The sequence below is a fragment of the endosymbiont of Galathealinum brachiosum genome (assembly GCA_003349885.1).
Lineage (GTDB): Bacteria > Pseudomonadota > Gammaproteobacteria > SZUA-229 > SZUA-229 > SZUA-229.
Map to the genome: position 1 here is coordinate 559,559 of QFXC01000011.1, position 13,615 is coordinate 573,173.

Below are 13,615 nucleotides of genomic sequence, written 5' to 3' on the forward strand. Positions count from 1 at the left end.
AAAAGAAGTGGGTACGTTTTTGATTAAGGTCTACACGCTATTATTTAGCGCATTATCAACCAATTTTCTGAAACTGTGTCTTAGATGAAGGTTTGGTAAATAAATTGTCATGCTTGTAAACTTTTGATAATCCTCGATTAAGTTCTTCTACAAATTCATTTAAGTTCTTTTCAAGTTTTTTAATACCATTTCGATTTACGAAAATTAACACATCAGAATCCAGTTTAATTAATGAAAGGCGCAATCTGCGTGGCGGCGTAACATCGTCGATATAAATTTCACACCAGATACCAGGCTTAATTGAAGGTGGTAGAGAGCAACTGTTTGAGAGCGGAGATTTCTGTGTGTTTCCTGACGTTTTATCACTAGAAAAAGAAGATGTTTTCAGGATGGTATTGTAGTGCCCTATTAAAGATTTAATCTCGGTCTCTACTTTATCTTCCTGATGATAAAGCAATAACATATTGTTATTGCTTCGTGCAATGTTCATGTAATTTTCTTTTATATGAATATACTGGTTTGTATCGGCAAGGGGTTGAATAGAAGATAGCAACTCTTTATACATATTAATAGCGTTAATCCATTGAGCGCTAGTTTCTCCATGGGACTTTAATAATTTAAATAAAGCAATAGGCCATAATTTTAAAATAAGGCCCTGGCAGGGCTTTGGTATGTCATGGTTCAGAATGCAGCTTTTTATTTTATTGTTTAATATTTTCTTGGAAGTTAATGTTTGATTATCACGACTTGTTTGTAATAAAGTGATTAGTTTTTTAAGCTGAATATTTGCTATAGAAAATTTATTTACATCAGGTGCTGGTACGTGAAGTTCAGATAAAATAATGTCAATTTTACGGATTATAGATGTATTGTTTTTAGATAAAGCGGATAATTTTTTTGCAATAAATAAAGTGCGTCTCGCAGGGTGCTTCGGGTTATTGCTGAAATTAGAGTCGGATAAACTAATTTTGTGCATAGGTAGTTGTAATCGCAGTAGCGATATTTTCAAATCTGCAGGCATGGTTGGATCGCAGCTGACTGTATTGAATAATCGTTCAATAAGTTCAGAGTTTTTTTCAGTCATAATTCTGTAACCGTCATAAAGTTCCCGAAGACTAAAATAATTCTTAAGGGTTAATGCTCATGGATGACATCCATGCCAGTCAAATGGGCACACAAAAATGCAGAATCATCCCGCATTATCAGGGTTGAAATATACAGTCAAAGGTTAAAATAACCTGAACTGATAATTTCATTTTATATTTTGCTCATTTTAAGGTTTAAACGGTTACGGATAGTGAGTTAATGACCATGCCAAGAGCATGATCGAAAGCAGAATGGTCGGCTATAATTTGCGATTCATTAGAACGTAACTCACTGGTAAATATTTCAGCGTCTTTTTCTATGACTTTAATGCCGACTCTATCAACAAAAATCAACTTGGCTTCTTCCATTATAATGACTGATAATTTAACACGTCGTGCTGCAGATTCTTCGCCATTGTAAACTTTAAACCAGACGCCAGGTCGTACTTCATGAGGAAGATTGGCAATTTTTTCGCGAGCAACATTGATCTGCTCAAGGAGGGGGTCAACTATCTCTTCTTCAATTTCCAATATTGGCTCAGACATAGAGTAAAAATCATCTATTTCATTGTCTGCTTCATTGACAGAAACAAAGTAGGAGTTATGGTCAGACGTGTTTTCGGGATTGAAAGCACTTTCATTGAGCGTGCTTTCAAAGGTTAAAAATACATTATTAACTTCAGTTTCGATATCAACCGGATTTTGTTTTGTGTTTAGTAGGTTGGTGTGAATGGCATCGAGAGCATCATCTTTCTCAGTAGATAAAGTATTGTATGCCTGCGATGATTCGACAGGCTGTAATAATTTGATCAGGTTGTTTACTATGTGTACAGAGTCGCGCCAGTCGTCACTATTCTTGCCGTACTTTATGTACCGGTGATACATAAGTGTTGACCAGAATTTAAGGACTAATTTTTGTGAAATTTTAGGCAAGGTTTTATTTGTTACAAGGTGTTTCAGCTCTGCAAGAACGACTTCGCGAGCATGTTTTTGCAAGACTGATTTTTGAGTTTCTTTTTCTTCTTTAGCGGTTATTTGTAGCTCATCAAGCTCAATGGATTCTAACTGCGTTGTGGAATTTTCGAAGCTATTAATGTCAATATCAAAATCATTCAATAGCATTTCAACAACATCGTTTAATCTGGAAAAGAGAGAGTCATCTCTTGAAGTGAGGCCGCGACCAAGATGTGCTATAAGGTTAAGTGTAGCTCTGCATGGGTGTTCACCATCTGCAAAAAAGGTTTTGTCTAACATGGCTACTTTTATTACGGGTATTTGTAATCTAAGTAACAAGTTTGTAACGGGTTCTGAAATACTGATGTCTTCAGTAATGGCGTCAAATAACATTTCAATGAAGTCGATGGTTTTTTCATCAACCTGATTGACCTGTTTAGTGATAGCTCCACCACTGCGACTTCCCATGTCGGCTAACAGGGCTCGCTTGAAGTCGGCAGCATTTATCTGTTCTATAGGTTCGCTTGACTGTGAAACATTGTGTTGCAGGTTGGACAGTGCATTCATTACATCGCGGCGGTCATAATATTGCGTGCCAACTGAAGCGTGCGCATTATTTGTCGTTGTAAATGATGCTGGTATTCCTGGTCCAGAAGCGGTTAGTTCGCCATTTATAAATTGACTTATAACCTGATGCGGCTGTTGCTTTGTATTGTTTGATGAAGAATTGTAAATTTGACTTTGTTCAGAGCCTGTCGAATATGAAGACCCGGTGCCAGATGAATTGTAATTATAAGTGGAGCTCTGTGAGGCATTATAAGTCGGGTTTTCAATATAAACAGCATCTGTTTCTTTTGGTTGATCTACAGGCGCTACCTGTGCATTTATTTTAGACGATGTTTTATCTGTAGCATCCCCAAGTTTTATCTGAGGTAATATTCCCTGTTCTATGAATAGCTGATTTAAGTTTTTGTAAAGATCTTCCAGGTGTAAAATGACTTCCTGATCAAATAACTTATATAAAATTAATTTATTATTTGTTGAAAGTTCTATTTCAGATAGTGCGTCTTTAAATGATTCGCAAATGTTTTTAGGTTCAAGTGCATTCTTGATAAAAATATCGGAAGATTTAAGTGATAAAAATTCTATTCTGGCTTCAAGGTGACCAACAGCCTCGCCATATAAATTCATTGCTTTGGAGTGCATAGTGGATATGGCAACCATTTCCTCTAATTCGTCCTGATCAACAAGGCTTAGCTCATCTTCCTCGGTAGTATTTTGGTTGTTTTGGTTGTTTTGGTTATTGGCTGGTTGTAAGTATTCTTTTAAATTGACAGCGAAATTTTGCCCGATTTGTTGACGTTCAGTACGTAACATCCGCATCGTGTCAAAATACTGATTCTGGTCTTCGTTTGAATCCGCATTTTCGGCTAGCTGGAATAACATATCATCAGCACCGTCAAACATACGACCCATTAATTCAGATAACTCCTCATTGAGGCAGTATGCAATTTTACTTTTTAACTGTTTGAGGTTTATCTCAGCAGTCTGCCCGGGTGTTCGGGATGTGTTGTTAAAGTTGTGTATGATCGCGCTCATGTATTTTTCCATTCAGGAATTTAATTACATAATGGCACTATAGTTTCTAACCCAGAAAAAGCTTTTGGCTTGGTGTTAGTGCGCATCTTCTATAAAAGGGGTTAACCTTCCGATGCTTTTAACATTTGAGGCGTGTGGTGAATTAAGTATTGCACACCGTTACTTAATAATTTAGTTGCTTTTGCGGGTTTCTGTCGTGATCCTGTTCACAAAAGAGATAACCATATATCTAGCGGTCCAGTCGATAATTTTGACAGGACAGTTTTATTTTAGTTCTATTTCTAGAGAATAGTAGTAGAAGCAGACAATAATGAGGTTATCGAAGATGAGAGGTTAAATCGTCATCTTTTTGAATCATTAGAGCCCCTTGTGAGGCGCTCTAATGAGTGGCAGTTATACCCTGGGGCAGATAATGTCCAGCACCTCAGCGGCCTGTTCCCAGGCCTGCTCCATTACGTCGGGCAGGATTTTTAAATCCAGACCTGTTATTTCAAGAGATTTAGGTTCAAAACCTGGAAAATCATCGAGTAAGTGTTCATCTACTTCAATGTCAGGCCCCAGCGCGTTTACTACACAGTTTGCAATGTGCACAATAGAGGCCTCCATACGATAGTTTTTGGCTTTAAGGGGGGTATGGTGGTAGGCGACAACTTCTTTCAGGGTGTCTGATAGTTTCCAGGCTTCTATTAAAGCAGCACCAACGTCGCCATGGGTGAAGCCAATGATTTTTTGTTCTGAGCGAAATAACTGACCATCAGATTCAGCTGCAGCAAGTAATACCTCTTGTGATAACGCAGGTTCTTTAAAGTATAAAATTAGCTTACCAATGTCATGTAGCATGCCGGCAACAAACAGACGTTCACCGTGTAAAATATTGCAGTGTTTAGATAGCAGTCGTGAAACAATGCCTGTGTGTACGCTATGTCGCCAGAATAAATCTATATCAACCAACTGGTTGGGGATCCGCTTGAATGTATCAACGGCTGATGTTGCCAGAACCAGATTACGTAGATCGTCTTCACCAATAACCGATACAGCCCGACTAACGAGTTCTATTTTTGCTCTGAGAGAGTAATAAGCGCTGTTAACAATGCGTAAAATGCGTGCGGTAAGAGCCGGGTCGTGGCTAATTATTTCACCGAGTTGTTTGGCGTTATGATTTTGATCTTCAAGAATCTGGGAGACGCGAATATATATTTCAGGTAATGAAATAAGTTTGACGACGCCTTTTACGAGGTCTTCGGGCTTGCGAACCATTGTTTTCCCTAAGTTTGAGCAAAAAAAACCACCCGTTCGGGTGAGTTAGTAGTGAATAATGGCTTAAAATGCGTCGATTTTCTAGTTAACTATAAAAAAAACATAAAAATAGGGTGAAAATATGTGTTTTTACAGGTTAGTGTGAAATTTCAGCTCTTGCGATAAGTTCTCTAACAGTGCAAACGTGCTCACCAAAAGACAGGGTTTGTTCTAGATTGATATAACCTTCTTTGAAGCGCTTGCGTTTTCCGTGATCCATCAAGTAAGTGCCGTTAGTGGAATCCAGATCTGTTAAATACATTTGATCATTCAAAACAACTAACTCTGCATGACGTGAGCTTGTTGTTTTATCAAAAAGTTCTATATTGCCCCTGCGGCCAATAATATACGTCTTGTTTTCCATTTTTATCCTTTGGAATCTCGCGATTCTCTTCGTTTATCATTTTTATCTGACTAATAGTTATAGAACAGATTCAATTAAGTTGCGTGATTTATATCACAATGAAAGTAAAACAACTATGCCTTCCAGCCTTTATCACAGAAGGCCGACAGGTATATCAGAAAATCCTTACGTTGTTCCCTGAAAACTATCTGTTTCTCATAAAATCGGCGGTTTTATAGAATGCATCATATAAGATCTGTTTTAATTCGCTTTCAATGTTCATGTCAGTCATTGCTTGCTGTATACAGCTCATCCATTGGTCTCTCTCAATTTCTCCAATGACAAAAGAAATGTGGCGTTGACGAAGTCTGGGATGTCCGTATTTTTCTATATAGAGAGAGGGACCACCTAACCAGCCAGATAAAAACATAAACAGTTTTTTACGTGCTTCAGTTAAATCCGGGGCGTGTAATTCTCTTAATTCTGTCATATCTGACTTTTTGTCCATCAGGTCGTAAAAGCGGTCAACGAGTTCTCGTACTGATTTTTCTCCACCAAGGGACTCATAATGGGTGTTTTTCATAGCATTTTGTCAAATAAGTTCGAATATATGCATTCTACACTAATCATAAAGCTCTAATATGCTGTATAATTTGCCACCCTTTTTGATTGGCCGGAACAACTGGCCCATTTGCAACTATTTTTGGCCAGGAGCTTGAAGCAAACATGAAATTACGTAATGTCGCAATAATTGCCCACGTTGACCACGGTAAAACTACTCTGGTTGATGAATTGTTAAAGCAGTCCGGCACAATAGATGATAGCCGTGGAGACATGGATACCTGTGTTATGGATTCCAATGATCAGGAAAAAGAACGTGGTATTACTATCCTGTCAAAGAATACCGCTATTACCTGGAACGATTTTCGTATCAATATCGTAGATACACCGGGTCACGCGGACTTTGGTGGTGAGGTTGAACGTGTACTTTCTATGGTTGACTCAGTATTACTACTGGTTGATGCACAGGAAGGTCCTATGCCTCAAACACGATTTGTTACGCAGAAAGCTTTCGACATGGGTTTCAAGCCAATTGTTGTTATCAATAAAGTAGATAAGCCTGCTGCACGCGTTGACTGGGCGTTAGATCAAACATTTGAACTGTTCGATCAGTTAGGTGCAACAGATGAGCAGTTAGACTTCCCTGTTATTTATGCATCAGGTTTAGGTGGTTTTGCAAGTCTGGAAGATGACGTAATGGAAGGCGACATGACTCCGCTTCTTGAAGCAATTATTGAGCATGTGCCTGCTCCTGATGTTGATATTGATGCGCCTTTTCAGATGCAGGTCAGCTCACTGGATTACAACTCATATGTAGGTGTAATCGGAATAGGTCGTATTAAACAGGGTAAAATCAGACGTAATCAGGCTTTGTCATTGATAGATAGTGAAGGCAATATCCGTAATGGTATTCGAATGCAGCAAATTTTAGGCTTCCATGGTCTTGAGCGTGTTGAAGTCGATGTGGCGCAGGCGGGTGATATCATTTGCTTTAATGGTATCGATAAGTTGAATATTTCAGACACAATCTGTGATCCTGAAAATATTGTTGCGATGCCTCCACTATCTGTAGATGAGCCTACATTAAGCATGACGTTCCAGGTGAATAATGGCCCGTTTGCTGGTCAGGATGGTAAATATGTTACATCGCGTAATATTTCAGATCGTTTAGATCAGGAACTAATTCACAATGTTGCTTTAAAAGTAGAGCCAGGTGAAACAGGTGATAAATTTAAAGTGTCAGGTCGTGGTGAATTGCATTTATCTGTATTAATTGAATCAATGCGCCGTGAAGGTTTTGAGCTTTGTGTAGGTCGTCCTGAAGTGGTTATCAAGGAAGTTGATGGTAAGTTACAGGAGCCGTATGAAGCGTTGACGGTTGATGTGCCTGAGGATTCGCAGGGAACGATAATGGAAGCCCTGGGTATTCGTAAGGGTGAGCTGAAAGATATGGTGCCAGATGGCAAAGGCCGTGTTCGTTTAGATTATAAAATACCAACCCGTGGTTTAATCGGTTTCCGTACAGAATTCCTTACAGCGACACAGGGTAATGGTCTTATGTATAACGTATTTGATAGTTATGGCCCTAAGCTGGATGTGATTATTGGTCAGCGTAGTAAAGGTGTGCTTATCTCAAATGGTACAGGTAAGGCACTTTCCTTCTCAATTTATAACCTGCAAGAACGTGGCAAGATGTTCCTTGAGCATGGTGATGAAGTTTATGAAGGTATGTTAGTTGGTATACATGCGCGTGATAATGACCTGGTGGTTAACCCGCTTAAAGGTAAGCAGTTAACAAACGTACGTGCATCTGGTACAGATGAAGCATTGACTCTTGTTAAACCTATTCAAATGTCTTTAGAGCAGGCGCTTGAGTTCATCGATGATGATGAGCTGGTTGAGGTTACGCCTAATCATATCCGTAGCCGTAAGAAATTATTGACTGAAAATCTACGTAAACAGAGTTCGCGTGGTATGAAAGTAAGTTAGTACAATACCTGTCTTCTGGAGAATGCTTCTTCACTTATGAAGTGCAGGAGCATTCTCCAGATCACAATTTTTCTCCAGCTTGAGCGCTCTTCGTGCAAGCCCTGTCTATAACAGCTAAACTCCGGTAATCTAACAATAATTATCAGTAGTGGGTTTTAGTATCAGTGTCAGAAAATAATAAAGAAAATCAGGTCCTCGTTGTAGACGATTCCCGTGTGATTCGTCGTGCCGCAGTTAAAATTCTTCAGAAAGAGTTTGATGTAGTTGAAGCAGAAGATGGCGAAGACGCCTGGGATGAACTGCAGAAAAATTCAAATATATCCGTCGTATTCAGTGATCTGGGTATGCCTAATATGGATGGTTTTGAATTATTAGAAAAAGTACGCAATGCTCAGGACCCTGTGCTGGCTAAAATGCCAATAATTATTATTACGGGGGCAGAAGAGTCTGATGGGACTAAAGAAGAAGTGCTGCGATTAGGTGCAACTGATTTTATCTCTAAACCGTTTGATTCTATCTCTTTAAAATCCAGAGCATCGGCTCATATAAATTATCGTAATGAAGTGAAGTCACTGGAAAAAGGTGCTGCACTTGATAAATTGACCGGTTTATTAACTGAGGCTTCTTTTCATCAGCAGGGAGAGCAGGCGCTTGCTTATGCCAAACGACATTGTACCGAATTTACACTAGTACGATTTGATATCGACCGTTTTGCTGATGTTTTTGTAAAGCACGGTAAAGATATTGCAGAACAGATATTAGCTAAAGTGGCTTCATTAATTAATGAAGGTAAACGCACAGAAGATATAGCCGCACGTCTGGGTGTGTCACGCTTTGCTTTGTTGCTACCCTGTTCGGATCCGCAGGGGGCGGAAGTCGTCGTTAGTCGAATTTGTCAGCGAGTATCACGATTAAAATTAAAAATGGGCAAAGATGTTTTTAATATACAGTTTAGTACCGGTATAACTTCACCTGTACTGGATGATACGGAAGTTGTTTTTTCAGATCTGTTCAAACAGGCAGAAATTGCATTACAAAAAGCAGTAACTGATGGCAGTGGAAAAATCGTTCGATATCAGAGCGGCGAAAGCAGCGTTACAGAAAATACACCAGAATCACTGTCTGTTAGCGAAACAGAGGTTGATCTTGAAGATATTGTGATAAAACTGGCCAGAGAAGACGCTAGCGTAACTGATGAGCAACTGGCTTCAGCAATGCGAAAAATGCTGCCATTAATTGCGCACGCAGATAGCCGGCTTAAGCTGGGTTTAAGTAAGGTAATACTGCATCTTAAAAAGCGACTACACCATTAACTTGTGATGACAACAGTTGGTTAATAGTCGTTATATTAAAAAGGTATTTTTAGCAGAATTCGATAATATTTACAGCGATATTACTGGCCTTTAGGTACAATAGAGTCTTTTAAATTATCAGGATTTTACTGTTCCATGCTGTCTATCTCACAACGTATTGCCGAAGAATTATCCGTTAACGAAAAGCAGGTTATTGCTGCAGTTGAGTTACTGGATGAAGGCTCAACAGTTCCATTTATCTCTCGTTACAGAAAAGAAGTTACAGGTGGCCTGGATGATTCGCAGTTGCGGATGCTTGATGATAGATTGCGATATTTGCGTGAGCTTGACGATCGACGGGAAGCAATATTAAAAAACATAGATGAACAGGAAAAACTCACACCAGAATTAAAAGCCTCAATTATGCAGGCTGATACAAAAAACCGACTAGAAGATTTATATTTGCCATACAAGCAAAAACGTCGTACTAAAGCACAGATTGCAAGAGAATCAGGTCTGAAGCCATTGGCTATTACTTTATTCGAAGACCCCTCATTACAGCCAGAAACAGAAGCTGAAAAATATATTGATGAAGAAAAAGCAGTACCTGATATAAAAGCAGCGCTTGATGGTGCACGACAAATTTTAATGGAACAGTTTGCTGAAGAAGCTGATTTGTTACAAAATTTACGCGAATATCTGTGGCAGCAAGGTATTATTGAATCAAGTGTAATAGCTGGAAAAGAAATTGAAGGTGCAAAGTTTTCAGATTATTTTGAATACGAAGAAGCAGTAGAAAAAATCCCATCACATCGTGCTCTTGCATTATTCCGTGGCCGTAATGAATCAATATTACAAATGAATTTAAAAGTGCCAAATGAAGATGAGCTGGATACCCATCCTTGTGAAGCTAAAATTACAAATTATTTTAATATTGAAAATCAGGGTAGAGCAGCTGATAAATGGTTGCAGGATACCGTTCGCTGGGCGTGGAAAATAAAAATATTTAGTCATCTTGATGTTGAGTTAAAGATGAAGCTTAAAGAGGCGGCCGAAGAAGAAGCTATTAAAGTATTTGCTTCAAATTTAAATGATTTATTACTGGCAGCACCAGCAGGACCAAAAGCAACCCTTGGTCTTGATCCTGGCTTACGTACAGGCGTTAAAGTTGCTGTTGTTAATGAAACTGGGAAACTTGTTGATTACGCAACAATATATCCTCATGTACCAAAAAATCAGTGGGATCAATCTGTTGCGACATTAGCTGCATTATGCAAAAAACATAATGTAAAACTAATTAGTATTGGTAATGGAACCGCATCTCGCGAAACAGATAAATTAGCAAAAGAGCTGATAAGTAAATATCCTGAACTTAAAATGACTGCACTTGTTGTGTCTGAAGCAGGTGCTTCTGTTTATTCTGCATCAGAATTAGCGTCAAAAGAATTTCCTGATATAGATGTTTCAATTCGTGGTGCTGTTTCAATTGCCAGGCGCCTGCAGGATCCATTGGCGGAACTGGTTAAAATTGAACCTAAAGCAATTGGTGTAGGGCAATATCAACATGATGTCAGCCAGGTAAGGTTAGCGCGTCAACTAGATGCCGTGATAGAAGACTGTGTGAATGCAGTAGGCGTTGATATTAATATGGCTTCAGTCCCATTGTTAACGCAGGTGTCAGGTTTGAGTGTATCTATGGCTGAAAATATTGTTCAGTTCCGTGATGAAAATGGAGCGTTTAAAAACAGGAAGCAATTATTAAATGTGCCACGGTTAGGACCTAAAGCGTTTGAGCAATCAGCTGGTTTTTTACGCATATCTAAAGGTGACAATCCATTGGATAGTTCTTCTGTTCATCCAGAAGCGTATCCTCTGGTAGAAAAAATAGTTGAACAATCCGGCAAATCTATTAATGCCATTATTGGTGACACAAGTTTTCTTAAAAAATTAAGTGCTAATGATTTTGTTGACGATAACTTTGGTTTGCCGACTGTTGTTGATGTTATTGGCGAAATGGAAAAACCGGGAAGAGATCCGCGTCCAGAATTTAAAACAGCCGAGTTTAAAGATGGTGTTGAAGAGATAAAAGACTTAACCGCAGATATGATTCTTGAAGGTGTTGTGACAAATGTGACAAACTTTGGTGCATTTATAGATGTCGGTGTACATCAGGATGGTCTGGTTCATATTTCAGCATTGTCAAATACCTTTGTAAAAGATCCACGTGAAGTTGTTAAAACAGGTGATGTGGTTAAAGTGAAAGTGATGGAAGTTGATGTACAGCGTAAGCGTATAGCTTTAAGCATGAGACTGGATGATGATAGCCGTGATCAGGTTAAAGATATGTCTCGTGAAAAGAAACGTCCGCAAAAATCAAGACCACAAAATCAGTCTGCAAATAGTATGGGTAATTCAGCTATGGCTGATGCATTAGCTCAGGCGTTTAAAAAATAGTCGTAAGTCTTTGTCGTGAGTCATAAGTTTAACTGTCAGGCCAGGTTTAATTTTTGATTGTGACTTAAGGTTTATGACTTGTTAAGGTGCTTATAAATAAGCAGAAACTAAAAAGAAAAAACGAATGTTAACCCTCTCAAATCTCGCAATTCGTCGTGGAACAAAAGTTTTGTTCGAGCAGGCTAGTTTTAAAATACATCGTGGTAATCGCGTTGGTATTACAGGTGCCAATGGCTGCGGTAAATCTAGTTTGTTTGCGTTAATTTTGAAGCAGATTCACAGTGATGCGGGTGATTTAACAATACCTCAAAAAACGATCATTGCTCATGTGGCACAAGAAACACCGGCAACACAGAAGAGCGCTATAGATTACGCACTGGATGGTGACGTTGAGCTAAGAAATATTCAGCAACAATTAGCAGAAGCAGAAAATATTGATGATGGTGCAGCTCAGGCTGAGTGTCATAGTCGTCTGGAAGAGATTAATGCTTATACTGCTGAGTCGCGTGCGGGCAAATTATTGTTAGGTTTAAGTTTTACAACTGAGCAGTTAACTAATCCCGTTAGTAGCTTTTCTGGGGGCTGGCGTATGCGTTTGAATCTTGCGCAAGCACTTATGTGTCGGTCTGATTTGTTGCTACTGGATGAACCTACCAATCATCTCGATTTAGATGCGGTTATCTGGTTAGAGCAATGGTTGTTAAATTATACCGGAACCATGTTATTGATTTCTCACGATCGTGATTTTCTTGATAAGGTGACCAGCCATATTGTTCACATTGAGCAGCAATCTGTAAATCTTTATACGGGTAATTACAGTGCATTTGAAAAATTGCGTGCTGAAAAACTCGCGTTACAAAAATCTCAATATGATAAACAACAACGAGAAATAGCACATATAGAAAGTTTTATACGTCGATTTAAAGCTAAAGCCAGTAAAGCAAAACAGGCACAGGGACGGGTAAAAGCACTGGAAAGAATGGAAATGATTTCAGCTGCGCATATAGATTCGCCCTTTAATTTTTCATTTTTTAAACCTGAGAAATTACCTCATCCGTTAATGACACTAGATGATATTAACGTTGGATATGGGGATGTTGAAATATTGAAAGGTGCCAGTTTGAGTTTGCTACCCGGTGATAGAATTGCATTGTTGGGTCATAATGGTGCTGGTAAGTCGACTTTAATAAAATTGTTAGCTGGAGAGCTTCAGCCGCAGAAAGGTGAATTTGAGCAATCTTCTGAATTAAAAATAGGGTATTTTGCGCAGCACCAGCTAGAGCAACTTGATTTAGAAGCCAGTGCCCTGTTGCATTTGCAACGTTTAGATTCAAAATTAACGGAGCAACAAATTCGTAGTTATCTAGGTGGTTTTGATTTTCACGGTGATAGAGTGCTTGAATCAGTTGGGCCATTTTCTGGTGGTGAAAAGGCTCGATTAGTATTGGCATTACTTATTTACCAGAAACCCAATATATTATTACTGGATGAGCCAACCAACCATTTAGATCTTGAAATGCGGCATGCTTTATCGCTTGCTTTGCAGGAATATGAAGGCGCTATGGTTCTGGTATCTCATGATCGCCATTTATTACGTGCCGTTACTGATCAGTTTCTACTGGTTGATGAGGGTAAAGTTAAGGTATTTAATGACGATCTGGATGCATATAGGAACTGGTTATTACAGCCAAAAACAAGTATTGAAAATGAGTTAGATTCTAGTAATGAGCCAAAGGCAGTTAATAAAAAAACTCAGAGACAACAGTTGGCAGACCAGCGCAAGTTGTTGAATCCTTTGACAAAAGAGATCAAGTCGTTAGAAAAAGCAATGGGGTCTATTGAGCAGGAAATAGAAACGATTGAAGTTGAATTATCAAAGCCTGAAATGTATGAGGCAGAAAATCGTGAACAAATGGAGCAGTTATCAAAACACAGAGGTGATCTGAGTAACAAACTCGAAGAAATAGAAGAAAACTGGCTGCTTAAAAGTGAAGAGTTAACCCTGTTAACATCTCAGCAGACATCTGAATAATTAGTGAAAC

The 13,615-nt window shown here is 38.8% G+C and carries 9 protein-coding genes; 4 read left to right on the forward strand and 5 right to left on the reverse strand.

From position 1 onward, the window contains the following. Nucleotides 1-55: 55 nt before the first annotated feature. The 5 genes from DIZ80_11000 to DIZ80_11020 form a co-directional block, all read right to left on the reverse strand. Nucleotides 56-1,084 (reverse strand): hypothetical protein, encoded by a 1,029-nt coding sequence (locus tag DIZ80_11000; GenBank protein RDH82794.1) that lies wholly within the window; start codon nt 1,082-1,084, stop codon nt 56-58. Between the two features lie 196 nt (nt 1,085-1,280). Further along, the gene (locus DIZ80_11005; protein RDH82795.1) at nt 1,281-3,650 is read right to left on the reverse strand and encodes a hypothetical protein; all 2,370 of its coding nucleotides are present in this window, start codon (nt 3,648-3,650) and stop codon (nt 1,281-1,283) included. 381 nt (nt 3,651-4,031) lie between these two features. After that, nucleotides 4,032-4,895, reverse strand: coding sequence for a phosphohydrolase (locus tag DIZ80_11010; GenBank protein ID RDH82796.1), 864 nt, complete (start codon nt 4,893-4,895; stop codon nt 4,032-4,034). 136 nt (nt 4,896-5,031) lie between these two features. Then, nucleotides 5,032-5,298: a hypothetical protein gene (locus DIZ80_11015; protein ID RDH82797.1), complete on the reverse strand. Its 267-nt coding sequence runs from the start codon at nt 5,296-5,298 to the stop codon at nt 5,032-5,034. Nucleotides 5,299-5,482: 184 nt separating this feature from the next. Continuing rightward, nucleotides 5,483-5,860 carry a hemoglobin-like protein gene (locus DIZ80_11020; GenBank protein RDH82798.1) on the reverse strand — a complete coding sequence of 126 codons (378 nt, stop codon included), beginning with the start codon at nt 5,858-5,860 and terminating at the stop codon, nt 5,483-5,485. Between the two features lie 143 nt (nt 5,861-6,003). Between DIZ80_11020 and typA the strand changes: the two genes are divergently transcribed. The 4 genes from typA to DIZ80_11040 all read left to right on the forward strand — a co-directional run bounded on the left by typA (nt 6,004) and on the right by DIZ80_11040 (nt 13,605). Then, nucleotides 6,004-7,827 carry a translational GTPase TypA gene (gene typA / locus DIZ80_11025; GenBank protein ID RDH82799.1) on the forward strand — a complete coding sequence of 608 codons (1,824 nt, stop codon included), beginning with the start codon at nt 6,004-6,006 and terminating at the stop codon, nt 7,825-7,827. A 164-nt stretch (nt 7,828-7,991) separates the two neighbouring features. Further along, a complete protein-coding gene (locus DIZ80_11030; GenBank protein RDH82800.1) occupies nt 7,992-9,140 on the forward strand; it encodes a hypothetical protein in 1,149 nt (382 codons plus the stop codon). Between the two features lie 135 nt (nt 9,141-9,275). Continuing rightward, the gene (locus DIZ80_11035) at nt 9,276-11,573 is read left to right on the forward strand and encodes an RNA-binding transcriptional accessory protein (protein ID RDH82801.1); all 2,298 of its coding nucleotides are present in this window, start codon (nt 9,276-9,278) and stop codon (nt 11,571-11,573) included. Nucleotides 11,574-11,697: 124 nt separating this feature from the next. Continuing rightward, a complete protein-coding gene (locus DIZ80_11040; protein ID RDH82802.1) occupies nt 11,698-13,605 on the forward strand; it encodes an ABC transporter ATP-binding protein in 1,908 nt (635 codons plus the stop codon). Nucleotides 13,606-13,615: the final 10 nt, after the last annotated feature.

Coding starts and splice junctions, on each gene's coding strand:
- DIZ80_11000 (RDH82794.1), bottom strand. CDS start 1,084: ATGACTGAAAAAAACTCTGAACTTATTGAACGATTATTCAATACAGTC.
- DIZ80_11005 (RDH82795.1), bottom strand. CDS start 3,650: ATGGAAAAATACATGAGCGCGATCATACACAACTTTAACAACACATCC.
- DIZ80_11010 (RDH82796.1), bottom strand. CDS start 4,895: ATGGTTCGCAAGCCCGAAGACCTCGTAAAAGGCGTCGTCAAACTTATT.
- DIZ80_11015 (RDH82797.1), bottom strand. CDS start 5,298: ATGGAAAACAAGACGTATATTATTGGCCGCAGGGGCAATATAGAACTT.
- DIZ80_11020 (RDH82798.1), bottom strand. CDS start 5,860: ATGAAAAACACCCATTATGAGTCCCTTGGTGGAGAAAAATCAGTACGA.
- typA (RDH82799.1), top strand. CDS start 6,004: ATGAAATTACGTAATGTCGCAATAATTGCCCACGTTGACCACGGTAAA.
- DIZ80_11035 (RDH82801.1), top strand. CDS start 9,276: ATGCTGTCTATCTCACAACGTATTGCCGAAGAATTATCCGTTAACGAA.
- DIZ80_11040 (RDH82802.1), top strand. CDS start 11,698: ATGTTAACCCTCTCAAATCTCGCAATTCGTCGTGGAACAAAAGTTTTG.